The sequence below is a fragment of the Hallella colorans genome (assembly GCF_003096815.1).
GTDB lineage: Bacteria > Bacteroidota > Bacteroidia > Bacteroidales > Bacteroidaceae > Prevotella > Prevotella colorans.
Map to the genome: position 1 here is coordinate 1 of NZ_QENY01000018.1, position 20,826 is coordinate 20,826.

General features: G+C 46.2%; 15 protein-coding genes and 1 pseudogene. 14 read left to right on the plus strand and 2 right to left on the minus strand.

Annotated features, from left to right (window positions below; all coding sequences use genetic code 11):
• The 4 genes and pseudogenes from C7379_RS09195 to C7379_RS09210 form a co-directional block, all read left to right on the plus strand.
• Positions 1-291: tyrosine-type recombinase/integrase (locus C7379_RS09195; RefSeq protein ID WP_165815054.1), on the plus strand; the 291-nt coding region annotated here is incomplete at its 5' end.
• Between the two features lie 61 nt (positions 292-352).
• Positions 353-1,672: pseudogene (locus tag C7379_RS09200) on the plus strand (tyrosine-type recombinase/integrase).
• Complete coding sequence (locus tag C7379_RS09205; RefSeq protein WP_116617053.1) at positions 1,669-2,085, plus strand: hypothetical protein; 417 nt, start codon at positions 1,669-1,671, stop codon at positions 2,083-2,085. The pseudogene C7379_RS09200 and the gene C7379_RS09205 overlap by 4 nt, the downstream one beginning before the upstream one ends.
• Before the next feature lie 431 nt (positions 2,086-2,516).
• Entirely contained in the window at positions 2,517-4,859 is a 2,343-nt protein-coding gene (locus C7379_RS09210) for a TonB-dependent receptor (RefSeq protein ID WP_116617054.1), read from the plus strand.
• A gap of 929 nt (positions 4,860-5,788) precedes the next feature.
• On the opposite strand, the gene C7379_RS09215 is transcribed toward C7379_RS09210, so the two are convergent.
• Together C7379_RS09215 and C7379_RS09220 are read right to left on the minus strand one after the other, a co-directional pair.
• Positions 5,789-6,901 carry an OmpA family protein gene (locus tag C7379_RS09215; RefSeq protein ID WP_116617097.1) on the minus strand — a complete coding sequence of 371 codons (1,113 nt, stop codon included), beginning with the start codon at positions 6,899-6,901 and terminating at the stop codon, positions 5,789-5,791.
• A 413-nt stretch (positions 6,902-7,314) separates the two neighbouring features.
• On the minus strand, positions 7,315-9,849 hold the full coding sequence (locus C7379_RS09220; protein ID WP_116617055.1) for an alpha-L-arabinofuranosidase C-terminal domain-containing protein: 2,535 nt from the start codon (positions 9,847-9,849) through the stop codon (positions 7,315-7,317).
• 311 nt (positions 9,850-10,160) lie between these two features.
• Here C7379_RS09220 and C7379_RS09225 point away from each other — a divergent pair, with 311 nt between their 5' ends.
• The 10 genes from C7379_RS09225 to C7379_RS09270 all read left to right on the plus strand — a co-directional run bounded on the left by C7379_RS09225 (position 10,161) and on the right by C7379_RS09270 (position 20,807).
• Entirely contained in the window at positions 10,161-11,156 is a 996-nt protein-coding gene (locus C7379_RS09225; protein ID WP_116617098.1) for an AAA family ATPase, read from the plus strand.
• Between the two features lie 114 nt (positions 11,157-11,270).
• On the plus strand, positions 11,271-12,140 hold the full coding sequence (locus tag C7379_RS09230) for a DUF58 domain-containing protein (protein WP_116617056.1): 870 nt from the start codon (positions 11,271-11,273) through the stop codon (positions 12,138-12,140).
• 50 nt (positions 12,141-12,190) lie between these two features.
• Positions 12,191-13,270, plus strand: coding sequence for a hypothetical protein (locus tag C7379_RS09235; RefSeq protein WP_116617099.1), 1,080 nt, complete (start codon positions 12,191-12,193; stop codon positions 13,268-13,270).
• A gap of 44 nt (positions 13,271-13,314) precedes the next feature.
• On the plus strand, positions 13,315-14,313 hold the full coding sequence (locus C7379_RS09240) for a vWA domain-containing protein (RefSeq protein ID WP_116617057.1): 999 nt from the start codon (positions 13,315-13,317) through the stop codon (positions 14,311-14,313).
• Positions 14,314-14,362: 49 nt separating this feature from the next.
• On the plus strand, positions 14,363-15,385 hold the full coding sequence (locus C7379_RS09245) for a VWA domain-containing protein (protein ID WP_116617058.1): 1,023 nt from the start codon (positions 14,363-14,365) through the stop codon (positions 15,383-15,385).
• An 8-nt stretch (positions 15,386-15,393) separates the two neighbouring features.
• Positions 15,394-16,086 carry a tetratricopeptide repeat protein gene (locus C7379_RS09250; protein WP_116617059.1) on the plus strand — a complete coding sequence of 231 codons (693 nt, stop codon included), beginning with the start codon at positions 15,394-15,396 and terminating at the stop codon, positions 16,084-16,086.
• 10 nt (positions 16,087-16,096) lie between these two features.
• Positions 16,097-17,929 carry a BatD family protein gene (locus C7379_RS09255; protein WP_116617060.1) on the plus strand — a complete coding sequence of 611 codons (1,833 nt, stop codon included), beginning with the start codon at positions 16,097-16,099 and terminating at the stop codon, positions 17,927-17,929.
• Positions 17,926-18,708, plus strand: a complete 783-nt coding sequence (locus tag C7379_RS09260; RefSeq protein WP_116617061.1) for a tetratricopeptide repeat protein — start codon at positions 17,926-17,928, stop codon at positions 18,706-18,708. Before C7379_RS09255 ends, C7379_RS09260 begins: the two co-directional genes overlap by 4 nt.
• Before the next feature lie 107 nt (positions 18,709-18,815).
• A complete protein-coding gene (locus tag C7379_RS09265) occupies positions 18,816-19,511 on the plus strand; it encodes a phosphatase PAP2 family protein (protein WP_116617062.1) in 696 nt (231 codons plus the stop codon).
• 24 nt (positions 19,512-19,535) lie between these two features.
• Entirely contained in the window at positions 19,536-20,807 is a 1,272-nt protein-coding gene (locus C7379_RS09270) for an S-adenosylmethionine:tRNA ribosyltransferase-isomerase (RefSeq protein ID WP_116617063.1), read from the plus strand.
• Positions 20,808-20,826: the final 19 nt, after the last annotated feature.

Consider the following 20,826-nt stretch of genomic DNA (forward strand, 5'->3'; position numbering starts at 1 on the left):
GAAAGGGAAACATTGCTCCCTTTCATGGGATATGCCACTTACCAATCTTATTTGAAAGCCCTGCGGCTTCGTGCAGGCATCTCGTTTCCTTTTACCACACATACGGCAAGGCACACATTTGCCACGCTCATCACGCTTGAACAGGGTGTACCGATTGAGACCGTTAGTAAGATGCTGGGACATTCCAACGTGAGCATGACCGAGCGTTATGCAAAGGTAACACCGCAGAAACTCTTTGAGGAATTTGACCGTTTCCTTTCTTTCACCGAAGAGATGCAGTTGGCTATCTAATCCTTATTAAGTCATTTGATTTCTTATCTATTCATTTAATTAACTTCAAACCACCAAGACAATGAGAAGTACATTCAAGATACTGTTCTATATCAACAGACAGAAGACAAAGGCAGACGGCAATACTGCCATTCTCTGCCGTATCACCATTGACGGAAAGAATACCGCCATTACCACAGGAGAAGAGTGTAAATTCTCCGAGTGGAACACCAAGCAGGGTTTGACAACCAACAAGAAGACCAATCAAAGAATTAATGAGTTCAGGGATTTGGTGGAAAAGACTTATCGGGATATTCTTGTAAAGGATGGAGTGGTAAGTGTGGAGCTTGTAAAGAACTGTTTATAGGGTATTGCCACCAATCCGACCACGCTCCTTGCCATGAGCAGGGCGGAACTCCAAACAGTCAAGGAAAGTGTTGGCAGATCAAGGGCAGAGGGAACTTATCTGAACCTGTTCTATTCTGACAGAAATCTCCGTGAATTTGTAGAAAACAAAGGAGTACAGGACATACCCATCGGAACAATTACAGAGGACTTGTTTGAGGAATACCGCTTCTTTCTCAAAAAGCGTGGACTGAAAGCATCTACCGTCAACAGCAACCTCTGCTGGTTGAGCCGATTGATGTTCCGTGCGGTCAGCAAGAGGATTATCCGCTGCAATCCGTTTGAGAATGCCAAGTATGAGAAAGAGGAAAAGAAGATACGCTTTTTGCAAAAGAGCGATGTGATGAAACTTATGGCAATGAAGATGAACGACAAGGAAGCGGAGTTGGCAAGACTGATGTTTGTCTTTTCCTGCTTCACAGGCTTAGCTATCTCAGATATGGAGAATTTGGAATACAAGCATATCCAAACGGCAGCGGACGGACAGATGTACATAAGAAAGGAACGTCAGAAGACCAAGGTTGAGTTCATCGTGCCGTTACATCCCATAGCGGAAACCATCATCAGTCATTGCCGGAAAGAGCCGGAAAGAAGCGAGGTACAGCAGACGGTGAAAGAAAAAGATGACCACCTTGTCTTTCACCGTGATTGCAGCCGCAGTGTCATGGATACCAAACTGAGTATTGTGGGAAAGGCTTGCGGTATCTGCCAAAGACTTTCCTACCACATGGCAAGACATATATTCGGCACGATGAGCCTAAGCGCAGGAATACCTATTGAGAGCATAGCCAAGATGATGGGACACGCCTCCATATCAAGCACTCAAGTCTATGCGCAGGTAACGGACAGGAAGATATCAGAGGATATGGACAGGCTTATTGCCAAGTACAAGGCAAAGGACAAAAATTCTGGAAATGCAGATGTGGAAGCAGCAACGGACACAAAGACAATCCCATTGGTTGTCAATTCAAATGGCAGAAAGGAGGAAAGGGCATGAAGGTAAACAATAGCTGTCAAAGAAAGGCAGGCGTAACCAATCAGCGTAGTTATTTTGATTGGGGCAGCAATATGCAAGTCATTCGCAAAGGAAACGGAGAGATAGCCATGACAGGGAGTGAACTTGTGAGGTTCTTCGGGGTAACATGGAGGAAACTCAACCACAGGTTGCAAACGATAGTAAAATCCTCCAACCTGCACCCCGATGAGAGGGTTGCAGGTGAAGAGCCAGTTTTCATCAGCGGACAGTTGAAAGGCTGTGCACCACTCTATCCGCTTCCTGTCATCATCGCCCTGTCCTTCCTGCTGGACAGCACCGAAGCTCATCTATTCAGAAAGTACGTCTGTCGAACTTTGCAGAAACTGACTATCACTGTAATGCCAATCTTCTTGTTAGGCAATACTAAGAACTGATGGATATATTTCCTTTTTCTTTCACCGATTATATCTTACTACATGACTACAATAGGAGTTAAATCGGTGAAAGAGAAAGGATTGCATTGTATTTGATAGCAGTTTAAATGTGTTGCTACGATATAACTACATACTACCTGCATGAGAATAAAAAGGATAGATCTTATATAGCTTTTTTTATAAGATATCATTGCTTACATATTGTAATTACTTACTTGATATTTTTCAAAAAAGTAACAAAGATGCAATTTCAATAAATCGCAAAAAAAATTACAGAATAATTGGAAATACATTTTTTTTTGTTTTACTTTGCAGTATCTAACTATAAAACATATTGAAAGTATAATCCTTCTAATTAGCAAAATAAGAAAGGATAAGAATTTATGGGAATGAATTTCTCATTTTTGTAAATCAGAAAAAACAACAATTTCATGAATAATAGATTCCTATTTTTAAGTATATCTGCTATAATGCTATTGACGGGTAACGTTTGCTCTGCGCAAGTTACAGGCACAATAGTTAATAAAGAGAAACAGCCAGTCGATGATGCCTCTGTTACACTGACCTGCAAGGGGAAACCAGCTAAGAGTATTTCTACTTCAAACAAGAAAGGATTTTTTAGTGTGGAAACAAAAATGCTCGAAGGGCAAGACTGTATTCTTGAAATTAAACATGCAGCCTATGCTCCCTACTTACTTTCTTTACAGAAAATACCGAAAGCGATAGAGCTTGATACAATACGATTGGAGGAGAACGTTCTCGAAGAAGTGACGGTCAAGGCTGATAGATTTATCAATAAAGTGGATAGAAAGCTATTGTTTCCATCCCAAGATGACATTAAGCGTTCAAACTCTGGCTATGATCTCATAGATAAAGTTAATTTACCCGGTATTTATGTAGATATGGCTAACAAAAAGATAGAGAAGCGTGGATCGGGAAGTGTCCCCATTTTTATCAACGAAAAGCGTGCTTCGCAAGCCGATGTCGTTGCCCTTCGGCCAGATGAGGTTGTACGTATAGAGTACATTGATAATCCCGGTGTTGAATTTGGACTGGAGACACATGCTGCCATTATCAATATTGTCGTTAAGCCTCGCATGAATGGTATGTCTATCGGTTTTAACCTGAATGATGCTGTAACTACTATGAATGGACAAAATTATATCTATGCTCAATATAATCACCGTCTGTCCAAATGGGGTATTTACTATCAGAATGATTTTTCAAAGTTAAGTCGAAGACACATTGACCAAATGGATACCTATACCTTAGCTGATGGAAACCTACACGAAATACGCCGTGAGGGAATCAATACAAAGCTGGCATACGCAAACCATGACTTCGGCATTACCTATGATTTGACAAAGAAGGGACAGTATAGCTTTATAACACAGGTAAGCTCTCACTTCTATAATAGCCCAAACAGAGGTCACCGTCAGCGAATTTTTGAAACGGGTAAGCCTACATATTACGCTTTGACTGAACCTACAGAACATTATTTCTCGCCTATAATAGATTTGTTCTTTAGACGCTATTTTAAGAATAATCGTACATTGACCTTCAATTTAGTAGGTACCATGTATGACACGAAATATGGATATAGCTTTAAGACCTTCGATAATGAAGATTTTGACTTGCCGACATCACAATACGGCTACGATACAGACGGCAAACGCTATTCTCTTATTGGCGATATCAAGTATAGTCAGCCTTTGGGCAAGTCCAACTGGACTTCTGGAATCAGTCATCTGCAGGGCTATACCAAAAATAAATATGCGGGAACTTCCGACATCATCAATGAAATGCACAACAGCAGTACCTATCTTTATTCCCAGATTTCAGGAAGATTCAGCCAGTTACGTTATATGCTTGGTGTAGGAGGCAGCTATCAATATTATTCGCAAGGGACAGAGAGTTATTATTACTTTCTTTTGCGCCCATCCCTAAGTCTCAGCTACCCTATATTGGGCAAAGGAAATATACGATACGTCTTCAACATATCTCCCAATGCACCGTCTTTGGCTAATCTGAGCAATAACAGACAACAGTCTAATGAATACGAATATCATGTAGGCAATCCTAACTTAAAATCCTACAGCAGATACACACAGACGCTAACCCTTTCTTACAAGCATAAATACTTCTATATTGAAAATACAACGGGGTACACGTATAGCCGAAAGCCTATCTTAGAAGAAATAACAAGAAACGGCAACACAAATGGGAGAACATGGTTTGATTTTGGCTATGAGCAGCAGAAATCAGCAGCCGACTTTTGGAATTATACAAATGTTCAGTTCTATGTCATACCCAATGTTCTGACGTTGGATGGTGGATTCTCGTACCTGCTATCTCGTTACGTAGGAAACAATTATACCCACAATTTCCATCGCCTATGGGGATATGTTGGCTCGAAACTGTTTTTAGGCAAATGGAACTTCAGAGCTTCTTGGTCTGCAAAGGAAAGAAACTTTAATGGAGAAAGTGAGAACACCACTGGTCAAAACATAGAAGCACAAGTGAATTATAAACTGACCCAAGACCTTTCCATCGGTCTTTATGGCTCTCATCTATTCATAAAAAATGGCTCTACTTTCGAGGAGGCTACGCACTCACAATTCATCAAGAAAGATTTGACTGTATATATTCCAGAATGGGGAAATATGATCTCCTTGAATCTAACATGGAATCTTTCACGCGGACGTAAATATCAATCAGATCAAAAGGGAGTATGGAATCGTGACAGCGAAACAGGAATATTTAGAGGTAAGTAACAATGTTTGTTACGAAGAGTCAGAATAAATGTTACCAATGTGATGCAATGGATTGCGGTTTTACTTTTTTGGGGGCACCGTAGGTCTCCCTACGATTGTGGTAACCATGTATAACCGCAAACAGGATTAAAGACTGGAAGACATGATGTATGCGTAAAGTTTCATACGCGCAAATTTCTATCGCACTCAGACGTTTCTTGAATCCAGTCAAGTTGTCTTCATTCATTCTTTGCTCCCCATTCTTGACTCTTCACTCCTTATCCTGCATTTTGTAAAATATAATTACTGTTTTTTGATCATTATTTTCGAGTCATCCAGAGCAAAAAGGGCTATCTTTTTTTGTCAAAACCAAGTTGAGCATTACCAAAAATCATAAGAGTGCCGCGATTAGTGCTTTCTCATAGCATGATTAGGCCTTATTGGCAGCGCGGAAGAGCCTCAATCACGCTGCGATTACAACCTTATCATCATGCCATTTGATACTCAACCGCAGACCACAAAATAGAAGAATAAAGGCTGTTTTTTAAAAGATGCTGAATGTCAGCTATTTACAAACTATCGCATATTTTGCGTATTTCGGACGAAGGCAAACTTATTTTTAAATAAGCGAATTTGAGAGGGTTGTTTGTTCAAATAATTGACTATTTCTATTTTTTCAAAAACTGTGTTCGGGACAAGCAGGTTTTTAAAGAGATAAAACCGAAAATGCGTAAACATTCTGTCGTCATCTTGAAGCGTACACACGCCCCATTCGCCCCCCTGTACATGGTGAGCATCTCTTCAAAAAACATACAAGCATTTATTGTACCAATGGATTAATCTCAATAGCAACATGAAACTCCATACTTTTTCTACTGAGCAAAAAAAATCTCCGCTACCCAAGAGGATAGCGGAGATAGATGTTTTTTGTTTTATAGTTCTGTCAAGTATTACTGAATGTACACTACTGCCAATCGGTTGGAGGTTGTGCCCTGCACGCCCTTGCCAGTGGCTTGGTCAACAATAACGCCCTTGTTGGTCAGATACTTGGCTACAACGTCGGCGCGAGCCTGCGACAATTTGTCGTTGATTTCCTTAGAACCCTCTGGAGATGCTGTTCCGACCACTTCCACGTGGCTACCGGCCTTCACGTTGTTAAGTGCTTTCTTGGCACTGTATGTCAAATCGGCCTTGCCCTGTGCGAATGTGACAAAGATAAGATTTTCCACTTTCACGGTCTTGGCTACAGGTTGGGAAACCTTTTTCACCACCTCTTTCACCACGGTCTTAGGCTTCTTGGCCAATTCGTTGCGAAGGTCGTTGATGGTGGCGTTCAAAGCGTCGATCTCGTTTTGGTCGCGCAATTTGGCGATGGTGAAGTTGTGTGTGCCGTTAGAGTTGGCGAACTTGTAAACGAAACCAGCGTTGAGTTGAACGAAAGATTTATTGATATTGTATTCCACGCCATCGTATCCGAAGCCATTAAGACCCCATATCACGGCTGGCTCAACATAGAACTGCCAAGCCTTGTTCTCGCCAAAATTGAAAGCTAAATCCAATCCAGCTTTTGAGGTCAGGCTGTTTGTCCTAACAATATTTTGGCTCTTGGCAAGCAAATTCTCTGTCTTGTTCTTTTTGAAGTCAGAGCCTACATATCCATCGTGGTGGCCAAACACGTGGCCCCAACCAAGCCCATATATACCGCTTATTTCAAAAGCGCGAGGCTCGCCGGTGTAACCACCGAACCAGTTGCTCAAGTTTACGGTTCCCAAGAGGCTTGTGTTGATAGCGCGAGCGACTGTACCTACAGACTCCCAAGGTTTGTTGGAGAAATACACGTTGCTCTCAACTGCAAGGCCAAAGACGGGGGTGAAATAGCGACCGAGACGAAGACCGGCATTGGGATTTAAGTCTTTCATCCATGCGTGTCCTGTGGACTTGGTTGCTACACCACCATTTATTCCAACATAAACGTTATCAAATGTCTTGCTTTCGTTGACTGTCTGTGCAGTCATAGATGCTGCCACCATTCCGGCAGCCATCAATGTAAATAATCTTTTCATAATCTTCTTTTTAAGATTTTGCTTTATAGTCAAATGTATGAACTGTTTGCAAAATAACGGAAAAACTATCTTAACGCCAAATATTTTGCCTTGTCAGGGGTGATTTATATTGTAATTTAAATAAAAAACTGTTACATTTTGCATTTATTAACAAAATAATGATGGTAACCGACACAAAGGCTTTCTATCACTATTTGCGAGTTGGGGAGGAGTGAATGTATAAAGATAGGGGATTAGGCGGTCTGGCTATATAGGGAGTGTTTGATGGTAAAATCATCTCCACGGCCCAAAGATATTCTTTGGACTGTGGTTATGTTTAGCGTTGTGGATACTTGGTGTTTTACGCTTCAAGCTCCTCTGGTTTTATGGGCTTTGGTGCCCCATATGGAATGGTATGACTTTTTGGTGTCCCTTTACAGCTCTATAATACGCACGGTGTAGGGTGGCAATGTCATGTTTGGACCATCTACTTTGCTTTTGCTGATTTTGGCGTGTTTTTCGTTTACTTTTCCAGACAGTTCCTCGTAAGTGGCTCCTGCCGGTATAGGCAGTCCCTCAATGTTGAGAGAGAGTTGGGCTGGCAGGGCGTTGATGAGCTTGAGATAAGTTTTGCCGAGCTTGGTGTTTTTGACAATCGATGCGGCTACTCGATATCTAAGGTTGTCTTTAATTTTGAAATCTGACGCTATGTATCGGTCACCCCAATAGTTGCCCCATAATCGCTGTACGTGATAGCTTGGTGTGAGGTGGGTGATACTGTCATTATTAAAATATATCAGGTCAGGGTTCCAATTGGAATAACGCTCTTTGCAAAGTAGGGGTGCGTAGCTTGACATGACAACTACGTCGCCATTGCGCTCGAGCGAGCAGAGGTGCATGGCCTCGACCAGCGCACTTTCGTGCGTGGTGGAGCGTGAAGCCCATTCGCCTAAATAGACTTTTGGCCCCGTGCGGTCGTAGCTGTCATAATAGTCTTGATGGTGCATGAACCATCCCGTAGACTCGTAATAGTGCTCGTCCACCATGTCGATGATGTCTTTGTGGGCGTTGGCAAACTTCCATCCCTCGATGTAGTCGGCCGAAGGCTCGTGGGACGGACCCACCGTGCCGCAAATGACAATATCGGGATATTTGGCCTTGATGGCTCTACATATCATTTCGCAGCGTTCCTCGAATACGGTGGAGATGATATCTTCATTGCCGATACCTATATATTTGAGGTTGAAAGGAGCTGGATGCCCAGCGTCTGCCCGCATCTTAGCCCATTTGGAGGTGCTCGGATCGCCGTTGGCCCATTCTATCATATTGATCAGTTCTTGGCAGTAAGCTGGTATGTCTGCCATTGGTATGCCACCCATTTGACCGCCATATCCATCAGCGTTTGGGCGTGAGTTTTGGCATGGAACGCCCGCTGCGAGCACTGGCAGCGGCTCGGCGCCAATGTCCTCACAAAACTGGAAATACTCCAAAAAGCCCAATCCACGTGTTTGATGGTAGCCCCAGATATTAGGCGCGGGTTTGCGATCTTGCCAAGTACCTACCGTTTCGTTCCATCTATAGATGTTGTCCAATCCTTGCCCATGAGTCATGCAGCCTCCCGGGAAGCGCACAAATTTGGGGTGCAACGCCGCGATTGCTTCGGCAAGATCTTTGCGAAGGCCGTGCCCTTTGAATGTTTCGGATGGAAAAAGACTTACCATGTCAATATCAACATTGCCTGTCTTTAATGGCGTAAGAGCCAGTCTGACGTTGCCTTTCATCGCTTTTTTGTCAACGATGAGCTTGGCAGAGTATCGGTTCCAGCCTTGTCCCTCAGTCTTTATCTTGGTTTGCGCCACCACGCCTCGGTCTCCAATGAGCGCGACGAGCACTTGGTTTTTATCCGTGTTCTCATTGCGTATGTAAACAGAAAAATCGAATTGTTGTTGGGGAGTGGCCGTGATGCCATCCCACCCTATATTATATAAGGTATCGCGCCGGGCTAAAGACACATAGTTGGGATTGTTCTTGCTAAGCGGTATGGCTCGTTCGACGCGTATGGGGCTGTTTGATTGCCAAGCCGTGGTGGCGCTCCAGCCGTGGCGGTCGGTCTCTGAGTATTCGAAATCTCGGTTTTGAATAAGCTCGGCGTAGAGACCTCCGTCGGCCGCATAGCTTATGTCCTCGAAGAAAACACCTGTGAGTTTATCGCTGATGCGTTTGATTTGGTTGGTTTTGACGACGAGAGTGGCGTTCACGTTGTTGCCAATGGACGCAAACCTTGACGCGTCGTTGAGCATGGTCTCGCCACTGATGGCTACATCGTGTGCCAAGGCCATTTGGTAGTTGAGGATATAATCCAAGTGCACTTTTGGCACATCGAAAAGGTTGCCTTGATGTGTATGTCCCGCCACGGTGGCCGTATCGCGCATCCAAGCCACCTCGTCAATGGTGCTAAGGCCGGGTGTCTCGGTGAATTTTCGGAATTGCTGGTTGGCTTGAACGTAGTGACGCGAGCCATCCTTGCCTTTGTAATAGATGTCAAAAGTGCCATCATCCATCTGAAAGATGATGGGCTTGAGAGCCCCTTTCTGCGACACGCGCGGATAATCTTGTGGGCGCCATGTTACCAAATCCTCGCTATATGCGGCGGCGAAGCATGGAGAATAGTTGTTGACGCTAAACACTAACCGCCATGTTCCGTCTGTAGCATGCAGCACATAGGGGTCGTGCATCTTTTTTTCCGCACCCCATTGGGCGTAGTCGGAACCGCAAACTTTGCCGGCGTCGCACCATGACTGAGTGTCGGTGAGATAGGCCACATGCAGTCCTGCCGTTTCGCCGGGAGAATAAACAAATATTTGGCAGGTGGTATCGTTACCCAAAATTTGATATGCTGGCTGTTGGAATTGCGCATCAACAGACATTGAGAGTGTAACGCACAATACCAATAAAAAGATTTTTTTCATACTTAGGAAGTTGTTGTTTGGATATGCAAAGATAGCCTTTTCTTAATAAAAGGCAAAAAGAAAAGTCTTGAAAACGCTTAAAACAAAATCCTTTGGCAAGATGCTTTTATGTGCCTATGGCCTGCGAGCGTGCGAGTAACTGCATGATGTGGGCACATGCGCTGGAAAATGGGGATGCCGTAGTTCAAAAGTTTCTTAAAACCACGACGTTTGACATCATTTTTAATATACTTTAGTAAGTATGTTTGCCTGCTTTTGATATAAAGTTGTATTTTTGCATCACAATAGAAATAAAGAAAAAACAAGATATTATGGCAGAATCAGTGGATATTCGCGAGTTAAACATTAGAATTGAGCGACAAAGCAGTTTCGTGACCAACTTGGTATCAGGAATGGATCAAGTGATAGTGGGTCAGAAACATTTGGTAGACATGTTGCTCATCTCCCTGCTTAGTGACGGGCACATCTTATTGGAGGGCGTGCCCGGATTGGCCAAGACTTTGGCCATAAAAACATTGGCACAGCTTATAGACGCAGATTTCAGTCGTGTGCAGTTCACGCCCGATTTGCTGCCGGCGGATGTCATAGGAACAATGATCTACTCGCAGAAAGAAGAGAAGTTTCAAGTGAAAAAAGGCCCGGTGTTTGCCAATTTCGTGCTTGCCGATGAGATAAACCGTGCCCCGGCCAAGGTGCAGAGTGCTCTTCTGGAGGCCATGCAAGAGCACCAAGTGACCATCGGCGAGACCACGTTCGGTTTGCCCAAGCCATTCTTGGTGATGGCTACGCAAAACCCCATCGAGCAAGAAGGCACCTATGAGTTGCCCGAAGCCCAAGTGGACCGTTTCATGTTAAAAGTCATTATAGATTACCCCACGTTGGAAGAGGAGAAACTTATCATACGCGAGAACTTGCGCAGCAACCTACCCGAGGTGCGCCCGGTGGCCACGGCAACCGAGATTATGGACGCCCGCGAGGTGGTGGGACAGGTTTATATAGACGAAAAGATAGAGCGCTATATTGCCGACATTGTTTTCGCTACACGCTACCCAGACCGCTACGCGCTACCAGAGCTCAAGGAGCTGATCACCTATGGCGGCAGCCCACGCGCCAGCATCAATCTGGCCAAGGCCGCACGTGCCTATGCTTTCATCAAGCATCGTGGCTACGTGGTACCAGAGGACGTTCGCGCCATAGCCCACGACGTGCTGCGCCACCGGGTGGGGTTGAGCTACGAGGCAGAGGCCGCCAATGTGAGTGGCGAGGAAATCGTTAGCAAGATCATCAACAAAATAGAGGTGCCCTGATGCGACGGGCCCTGTGAGTGAGTGGCTTTCAAGCTGCTCGTTAGTCTATAGAACGACAAGGCTTGGCGCTCGGACAATGCTCGCCAAGCACGTTTCAAGCGCAATGATTACCGAATGGAGACAACCGAGATATTAAAAAAGGTACGAAAGATAGAGATTAAGACCCGTGGTTTAAGTCAAAACATCTTTGCCGGGCAATACCACACAGCCTTCAAGGGTCGTGGCATGGCGTTTTCCGAGGTTAGAGAATACCAATTTGGCGATGATGTGCGAGACATAGACTGGAATGTGACGGCGCGTTTTCATCGCCCATATGTGAAAGTCTTCGAGGAGGAACGCGAGCTCACCGTGATGCTACTCATTGACGTTTCTGGCTCGCTGGAGTTTGGTACTTCACGGCAGATGAAGCGAGACATGGCCACGGAGATAGCTGCCACCATTGCGTTCTCTGCCATACAAAACAACGACAAGATAGGTGTGATATTCTTCTCGGACAGGATAGAGAAGTACATTCCGCCCAAAAAAGGTCGCAAGCACATTCTTTACATCATTCGCGAGTTGCTCGATTTCCACCCTGAGAGCTGCAAAACCGATATAGGTATGGCTGTGGCTTTTTTGACTCGCATGATGAAGCGGCGTTGCACCTCGTTTGTGATTAGTGATTTTTATGACCGGAAGGATTTCTCCAAAGAAATTGAAATAGCCAATCGTAAGCATGATTTGATGTCCATTCAGGTGTACGACCCTCGGGCTAAGCAGTTGCCAAACGTTGGTTTGATGAAGGTGGTGGACGCTGAGACCGGGCATGAGATGGTGATAGACACCGCTAACGCCAAGCTGCGTAGAGCTCACACGAGCTATTGGCTGAGCCGCGAGGAGTCGCTCAAGCAAGTGTTTTCTCGTAGCCGTGTAGACTGGACGTCCATTGCCACGAACCAAGACTTCGTCAAATCGTTGCTCATACTGTTCAAGCAGCGGACTTAGCGGTTTCGGAAGTAGAACTCAATGGCTTGATGATAAAGCAATATAAGAAAATGAATAAAACTGTTCGCGACATATTGATACTGTTGGCTCTTGCTGTCTCGCTGCCTGTAGGGGCGCAGGTGGTTGTTGAGCAGACGGTCGACTCCGTGGGTATTCTCATTGGCCAGCAAGCACATTTGCGGCTCGGTGTGACTATGCCCAAAGGCTCGAGATTGGTTTGGCCTGCCTTGAAGGCCTCCCAATATGTCGTACCGGGGGTAGAGGTGGTGAGCGTGGTGGATGGTGACACATTGACCGCTGACAACAATCGGGTAAGGTTGGAACGCACCTACACCATCACTTCATTTGATGAAAATCTCTACGCTATACCAGCTTTGACCGTCAAAGTGAATGGCAAGGCGTATCAAGGTGGTACGGCCGCGCTCAAGGTCATTACCATGGACGTAGACACTTTGCACCCCAATCAATTCTTTCCACCAAAGGATGTGCAGAACAATCCTTTTCAATGGTCAGAGTGGAGTCCTTTTTTCTGGCTGTCGTTATTGGTGATAGTATTAGCGTTGGCAGTTTTTTACCTCGTCATAAGATTGCGTGACAATAAGCCCATTATCACTCGTGTGCGCATTGTGAAGCATGAGCCACCTCATCAGCGCGCACTCAACGCTATTGAAAAAATAAAAGCCGAGCACATGCAAACAAGTGAGGACCAGAAAACTTACTATACAAGGCTTACCGATACGCTTCGCCAATACATCCGAGATAGATTTGGCTTTAATGCCATGGAGATGACGTCTCGAGAGATTATAGAGCGTCTGCAGATTGCGGGGGATTCCAAAATGCTCGATGAGCTGACCGAACTGTTCACCACAGCAGACCTTGTCAAGTTTGCTAAATACTCGACATTGATCAACGAGAACGACCTCAATTTGGTGAATGCCGTGAACTTCATCGACAGCACGAAAGTGGAGGGACAGGCTACCGAGGAAAAAATTATGCCACAACTATCGGATGACGATAAACGAAAACGACAAGGACGCCTTACCATCAAGGCACTGCTTTGGCTGTTGGTGATTTCTATCACCGGACTGCTTGCTTACATTATATATAATGTGTATTTGTTGATGATTTAGCTGCAACGCCATTCGTAGCGCCTGATTAAAAGTAAATTGTGTAAATGGAATTTGCAAACAAGGAATATTTTTTATTGCTCCTGCTGCTCGTGCCCTACGTGTTGTGGTATTTTTTGTATCGCAAGCGTAAGGAACCCTCCATGCGTATGAGCGACACTTATGCCTATCTCGCAGCTCCTAAGAGCTGGCGTGTTAGAATGCTGGCCGCTCCCATGCTGCTACGATGCTTGGCGTTCGTGTCTATAGTATGCGCTCTCGCACGCCCACAAACACACAACTCATGGGGCAACAAGACCGTGGAGGGTATAGACATCATGCTCGCCATGGATGTGTCCATGTCCATGTTAGCTGAGGACCTCAGACCCAATCGCATGGAAACGGCCAAGGAAGTGGCGTCGGAGTTTATATCTGGCAGACCCAACGACAATATAGGCCTGACAATATTTGCGGGTGAATCTTTTACACAGTGCCCGCTCACCACCGACCACGGGTCATTGCTCAGCTTGCTGCATAACGTGCGTACCGACATCGCCGCTCGCGGACTTATACAAGACGGCACCGCCGTAGGCATGGGCTTGGCCAACGCCGTGTCGCGTCTCAAGGGCTCCAAGGCCAAGAGCAAGGTAGTGATCTTGCTCACGGATGGCAGTAACAACATGGGCGACATATCGCCGCTCACCGCCGCCCAGATAGCCCACTCCATGGGAATAAGGGTCTATACCATTGGCGTTGGCACAAATAAGGTGGCACGTTACCCCATGCCGGTGGCCGGAGGAGTGCAGTATGTGAACATACCTGTAGAGATAGACACGAAAACATTGAGCGAGATAGCAACCCTTACCGAGGGCAATTTCTACCGCGCCACAAACAATAAAGAGTTGAAACAGATTTATCGCGACATTGACCAGCTGGAGAAAACCAAGATGAATGTAACAAAATTCTCCAAGCGTTACGAGGCTTATCAGCCTTTCGCGCTTGCCGCAGTGCTGTTCCTCTTGTTAGAATTACTTCTCCGCAATACGATATTCCGCCGTATTCCATGATGAGAATGGCATGCCATAAAGTGGCATTGGTTGATAAAAAAGAATTGATATGCTGAGATTTGACACTCCTATATATTTATGGATGTTATTGATTGTCCCCGTGCTCATGGTCATCAGAGTGATTGTGAACCGGCGACAGCTCAAACGACAAAAGCGGTTTGGCGATCCCAAATTGCTCAAATTGCTGACGCCCGATGTGTCGCGCTTTCGCCCATTGGTCAAGTTCAGCTTGCTGCTTGGCGCTCTCGCAGTGGTGATTATCATGTTGGCGCGACCACAAATGGGTTCGAAAATTCAACACGAGAAACGCAATGGCATAGAGGCTATCATCTGCATGGATATCTCAAACTCCATGAAAGCCGAGGATGTAGTGCCGAGCAGGTTGGATAAAAGCAAGATGCTTGTGGAGAACTTGGTGGACCATTTCACCAACGACAAGATAGGCTTGGTGGTCTTCGCTGGCGATGCTTTCGTGCAATTGCCTATCACGAGCGACTACGTTTCGGCCAAGATGTTTTTGCAAAATATAGACCCTTCGCTTATTGAGACACAGGGAACGGATATCGCCCGAGCCATAACGGTGGGCATGCGCAGCTTCACGCAACAAGAAAAAGTGGGGCGGGCCATCATCGTCATCACTGATGGCGAAGACCATGAGGGCGGTGCCGCCGAGGCCGCTGCCGAGGCAAGGAAGCGCGGCATCAATGTGTTCATCCTCGGCGTGGGCAGCGTGAAAGGGGCCCCCATACCTACTGGGAATGGAGGATACATGACCGATGCCACTGGGCAAACTGTTATGTCTGCGCTCAACGAGCCAATGTGCCAAGACATTGCCAAGGCTGGTAGTGGCACATACATACATGTGGACAACACCTCAGATGCGCAAGAGCAACTCAATGACGAACTGACCAAGCTGCAAAAAGGTGAGACAAACTCGGTGATATACAGCGAGTATGATGAGCAGTTCCAAGCGTTTGGCATTCTTGCCGTACTTCTTCTCATTGCTGAGATATGCGTGATGGAAGCCAAGAATCCCTTGTTGAGGAACGTGTCGCTGTTTAAAAAGAAGTGAACCATCTTATGAAAACTATTCAATACATACTCATGGCACTTTTCTTGTCGCTTTGTGCCCAAACTGTGGATGCGCAGAGCGACCGGCAATTCGTGCGCAATGGCAATAAGTTCTATCGTGAACAGAACTATGCCAAGGCCGAGGTTGAGTACCGCAAGGCGTTGGGGAAAAACGCTTCCAACACCCAAGCAATGTACAATCTGGGATGTGCGCTGTTGCAACAACAAAAAGATTCGGCTGCCATCACGCAGTTTGAGACTGCCGGAAAGACAGAAAAAGCTCATCTGCGCAAGGCTATGGCTTATCACAACATAGGCGTTATCTGTCAGAAACGACAACTGTATGCTGAGGCTATCGAAGCGTATAAAGAGAGCTTGCGCCACAATCCCAACGATAATGCCACACGATATAATCTGGCCCTGTGCAAGCGTCTTGCCAAAAAGCAGCCCCTCAAAAACAACAACAATAACAAAAACGACAAGAACAAAAAGGACAAAGATAAGAAACAACAACAACAAAACAAGCAAAACCCTAACAAAAACGAACGGAATGAGCAGCGTCAACAGAACAAGGAACAGATGAGCAAAGACAATGCTGAGCAACTGTTGAATTATGCCATTCAAGAAGAAAAAGCAACACAGCGACGCTTGAAGCAACAGCAACAACAGCCGCAGCGCCGACGGTTGCAGAAAAATTGGTAAAACATCAGCAATGACACGTTGTATATTACATATTTTTCTCACATGCCTGTGCTTTGTATGCGGAATAACGAATACGCAGGCACAAATTTCTGTATCGGTGCCCTCACGGGTCTCGACGGGTGAGAATTTTCGACTTTCGTTTACCATCAACACACAAGATGTTGAGGGTTTCAGAGTTGGAAATATCCCCGGAGGATTAGAAGTGATAGCCGGTCCATACACATCGCAACAGTCAAGCTATCAGGTGGTTAATGGACACACGAGTAGTTCGTCGTCTATCACTTATACCTATACGCTTTATGCCGACAAGCCTGGCACCTATACCATTCCTGCCGCCCACGCCAAAATCAACGGCAAGGCTGTGTCGTCGCGTGCTGTCCGTGTCACGGTTTCTGGCTCGTCACGCTCCAATGGTGGCGGTGTTCCGCCTATGCACCAAGACGATGGGGGAGACAACACTATGCGCTCGGCTGGTTCGCCAATATCTGGCAAGGACCTGTTCATCAAAGTTTCAGCCAGTAAACGTAGGGTGCACGAACAAGAACCAGTGCTCCTTACCTATAAAGTCTACACCCTCGTCGACCTTACGCAGCTTGAGGGCAAGATGCCCGACTTGACGGGTTTTCACACCCAAGAGGTGCCGCTGCCTCAGCAGAAGAGTTTTAAGATGGAGCGAGTTAACGGTCGGGCATACCGCTCCGTGACATGGAGCCAATATGTCATGTATCCGCAGATGACCGGGAAGTTAGAAGTTCCAAGCATCACTTTCAAGGGCATCGTGGTGCAACAAAACCGCGCGGTGGATCCATTTGAGGCATTTTTCAATGGTGGTTCTGGTTATGTAGAGGTCAAACGAGAAATCAAGGCACCCGGACTCACTATACAGGTAGACCCTCTACCCAAAAAACCGGAAAACTTCTCGGGTGGCGTGGGCAGGTTTAACATCTCTTCACAACTAAGCAAAACCGATGTTCAAGCGGGCGATCCTATCACCATGCGTGTGGTGGTTAGTGGCGTAGGCAATCTTAAACTTATCAAGGCTCCAGACATAAACTTACCCAAAAACTTTGACAAGTACGATCCAAAGATTACTGATAAAACCAAACTCACGGCCAAAGGCGTGGAAGGAAACATGGTATACGATATTCTGTTTGTGCCTCGCCAACAGGGGCATTACACAATTCCTGCCATCGAGTTTGTGTACTTTGACGTGCAAACCAACGCTTACAAGACGCTTAGAACCAAAAGTTTCTCTATCAATGTGGCAAAGGGAACAGGAAAAAATGCCACTGCGGTCTATGACAATCCAAAGGATAACGATATACACGATATTAAGCATGGTGAGGCTTCCTGCTCTGTTTCTGGCGTGCGATTTGTTGGCAGTGGCACCTACTGGGTGTGTTTGCTGTTGCCACTAATAGGCTTCATCGTGTTGCTTATATTGTTCCACAAGCGTGCCGTGGAGCGCGCGGACATCATCAGTTTACGTAAAAAGAAGGCTGATAGCATAGCTCGCGCTCGACTGAAAAAGGCTTCACAACTCATGCACGCTGGTCGTGGCGATGCCTTTTACGATGAGGTTTTGCGAGCGTTGTGGGATTATGCTGGCAGCAAGCTCATTATGCCCGTGGAACAACTATCCCGTGATAACATAGCCGAAACCTTCGCTCAACACGATGTTCAGCAAGAAACAATCGAAAAATTTCTCTTGGCACTCGACGCCTGCGAATATGAGCGCTACGCCCCCGGCGACGCTTCTGGCAACATGGGCAAGACCTATACAGCCGCCGCTGTGGCCATCAGTGAGATAGAGGATGTAATGAAGAAGAAACGTAAACTATGACAATATATCATTTTAAAGTATTAAACAATAGGTTCAGAAGTATTTTTCTGACGTTCATCCTGTCGTTGTGCTTGCCGCTTTTCGCGTCGGCAGTCACCAAGCAAATGGCAGATTCTGCTTATCAAAAGGGTGATTACCAGCAAGCGATCATAGACTATCAATACTTGTTAAAACAGGGTACTTCTGCCGAACTTTATTATAATCTTGGCAATGCCTACTATCGTTCTGACAGTCTTACCATGGCTATCTTGGCCTATGAGCGAGCGTTGTGGCTTTCGCCCGGCGACAAGGATATTAGGTTCAACTTGCAGTTTGCGCGCTCAAAGACCATTGACAAGCTCACGCCAGAGAGCGAGGTGGTGTTTGTCACGTGGTATCGTGGCTTGGTCAATCTAACCAATGCCAACGTTTGGGCCTACATCAGCATTGTGTCCATTATCTTGGCATTGTTGCTTGTGTTGGTATATCTGTTTGTACCCCACATGCTTTGGCGCAAGGTAGGTTTCTTTGGTGGCATGACTTTCTTCGTCTTTTTCATATTTTCCACTCTTTTTGCTTGGGATCAACACCATGCCTTTGTCAATCGTTCTGGTGCCATCATCATGGCCCCTTCGGTAAATGTGAAGAAAACGCCCTCTGCAAATGCCGAGGATGCTTTCATACTGCACGAGGGCACACGGGTGGATGTCACTGACACTAATATGAAATCATGGCGTGGCATACGTCTGCCCGATGGTCGTGAGGGATGGATACCCCCTGAACAATTGGAAATGATCTAAGGAGGATGGCTCTACTATCATCACAGTATAACATAATATCAACAATGTGGGCGGCGTCTTGTCAAGGTTAATGCTCCAGCCCCACCTTAACGCAGAACATAGTCGAGATGACTTTAGAATCTATTATTGAGTTCGACCAGCAGCTTTTGTTATGGTTTAATGGTAGCGATTCGCTGTTCTTGGACCGTATGTCTGACATGCTCACGTGGGGCTTTACGTGGACACCCCTCTTCTTAGCGTTGTTTTTTCTCGTTGTCAAAAACAACGAGACTATGCCGCAAATTGTGCTTGTGACATGTTGCGCTGGCCTATGCATACTCCTTGCTGACGGTATGGCCGACGGCATCGTGAAGCCTTTGGTGGCGCGTCCGAGACCGGCAATGGACCCTTACCTCAAGTATCTTGTCGATGTGGTGGACGGTCATCGAGGCTCAGGCTTCAGCTTTTTCTCTGCCCATGCCGCCAATACTATGTCATTAGCGGTGTTTTTCAGCATGTTGGTGCGTAACCGACTGTTCACTGTAGTTATGGTGTTGTGGTCGCTACTCAATTGCTGGACACGTCTTTACCTTGGCCTGCACTATCCTGTCGACATCGTCTGTGGTTTGCTGTGGGGCATCGTGTCTGGCTTAATCAGTTATATGGTGTACCACAAATTTTATTATAAAATTAGTCCAAAGATCAACTATATATCTTCACACTACACGTCATCTGGCTATTCTATGGCCGATATTGACATGGTGATTGTTGTCGTGGCTGGAACGTTGGCTATTGTGACGGTGCTCGCACTCACTGTCATTTGACACTTCGGACTATAGCATAAATTTATTTCTATGGATACAAAAAATATTCACATTTCCGACTTCAATTATGAGCTCCCCGACGAGCGTATCGCTAAATACCCATTGCCACAGCGTGATCACAGCAAACTCCTTGTCTACGATCGTGGCGAGGTGAGCGACGATGTGTTCCGTAACCTGCCTGACCATTTGCCCAAAGGCTCGCTGATGGTGTTCAACAACACCCGCGTGATACAGGCGCGCATTCATTTTCGCAAGGATACAGGTGCACTTATCGAGGTGTTCTTGATGGAACCCACGTTGCCAGCCGACTACGAACAAATGTTCCAAACCACACACAAGTGCAGTTGGCTTTGCATGGTGGGCAACCTAAAAAAATGGAAGGAGGGTGCGCTGAATCGCTCGTTTGAGATAAAAGGGCATTCGTTCACACTCTCGGTCACTATGAATCGTGATAAAACCGCGGAGAGAGTGGGGGGTAGCAACTATTGGATAGACTTCGAGTGGGATAACAACGACATTAATTTTGCGGATATATTGGAAAGCGTGGGTGAGTTGCCTATACCGCCATATCTCAATCGTGAAACGCAAGAGAGCGACAAGACCACCTACCAAACCGTTTATTCTAAAATAAAAGGTAGCGTGGCCGCTCCTACAGCTGGGTTGCACTTCACCGACGAGGTGCTCCGACGCATTGATGCTAAGGGTATCGTGCGCGACGAGTTGACGCTGCATGTGGGCGCCGGCACGTTTCGGCCTGTCAAGTCGGACACCATCGATGGGCACAACATGCACAGTGAATATGTTGTGGTGCACCGCCACACACTCGAGCGCCTGCTCAATCACGATTGCCGCGCCATAGCCGTGGGCACCACCAGCGTGCGTACGCTCGAGAGCTTGTACTATATGGGCGCAAAGCTCGCCGCCAATCCAAATCTTTCTGAGGAGGAACTGCACGTTAACCAGTGGGAACCTTACGACCTACCGCACGATGCAGAGGGATTGGCGATTGTGAACGGAAAGTCCTTGCCCGTGCGCCAAGCCATCCAAAACATCTTGGACTATCTCGATCGCGACAAGATTGACGCGCTGCACTCAGGCACGCAAATCATCATAGCGCCGGGCTACACTTACAAGGTCGTGAAGATGCTTATCACCAATTTTCACCAGCCCCAGAGCACGTTGTTGCTTCTCGTGAGCGCCTTCCTCAAGGGCGATTGGCGCAAGGTTTACGACTATGCACTTGGGCACGACTTTCGCTTCTTGAGCTATGGCGACTCGAGTTTGCTCATTCCGTAGGTGTGTCATAGCTGTCGCA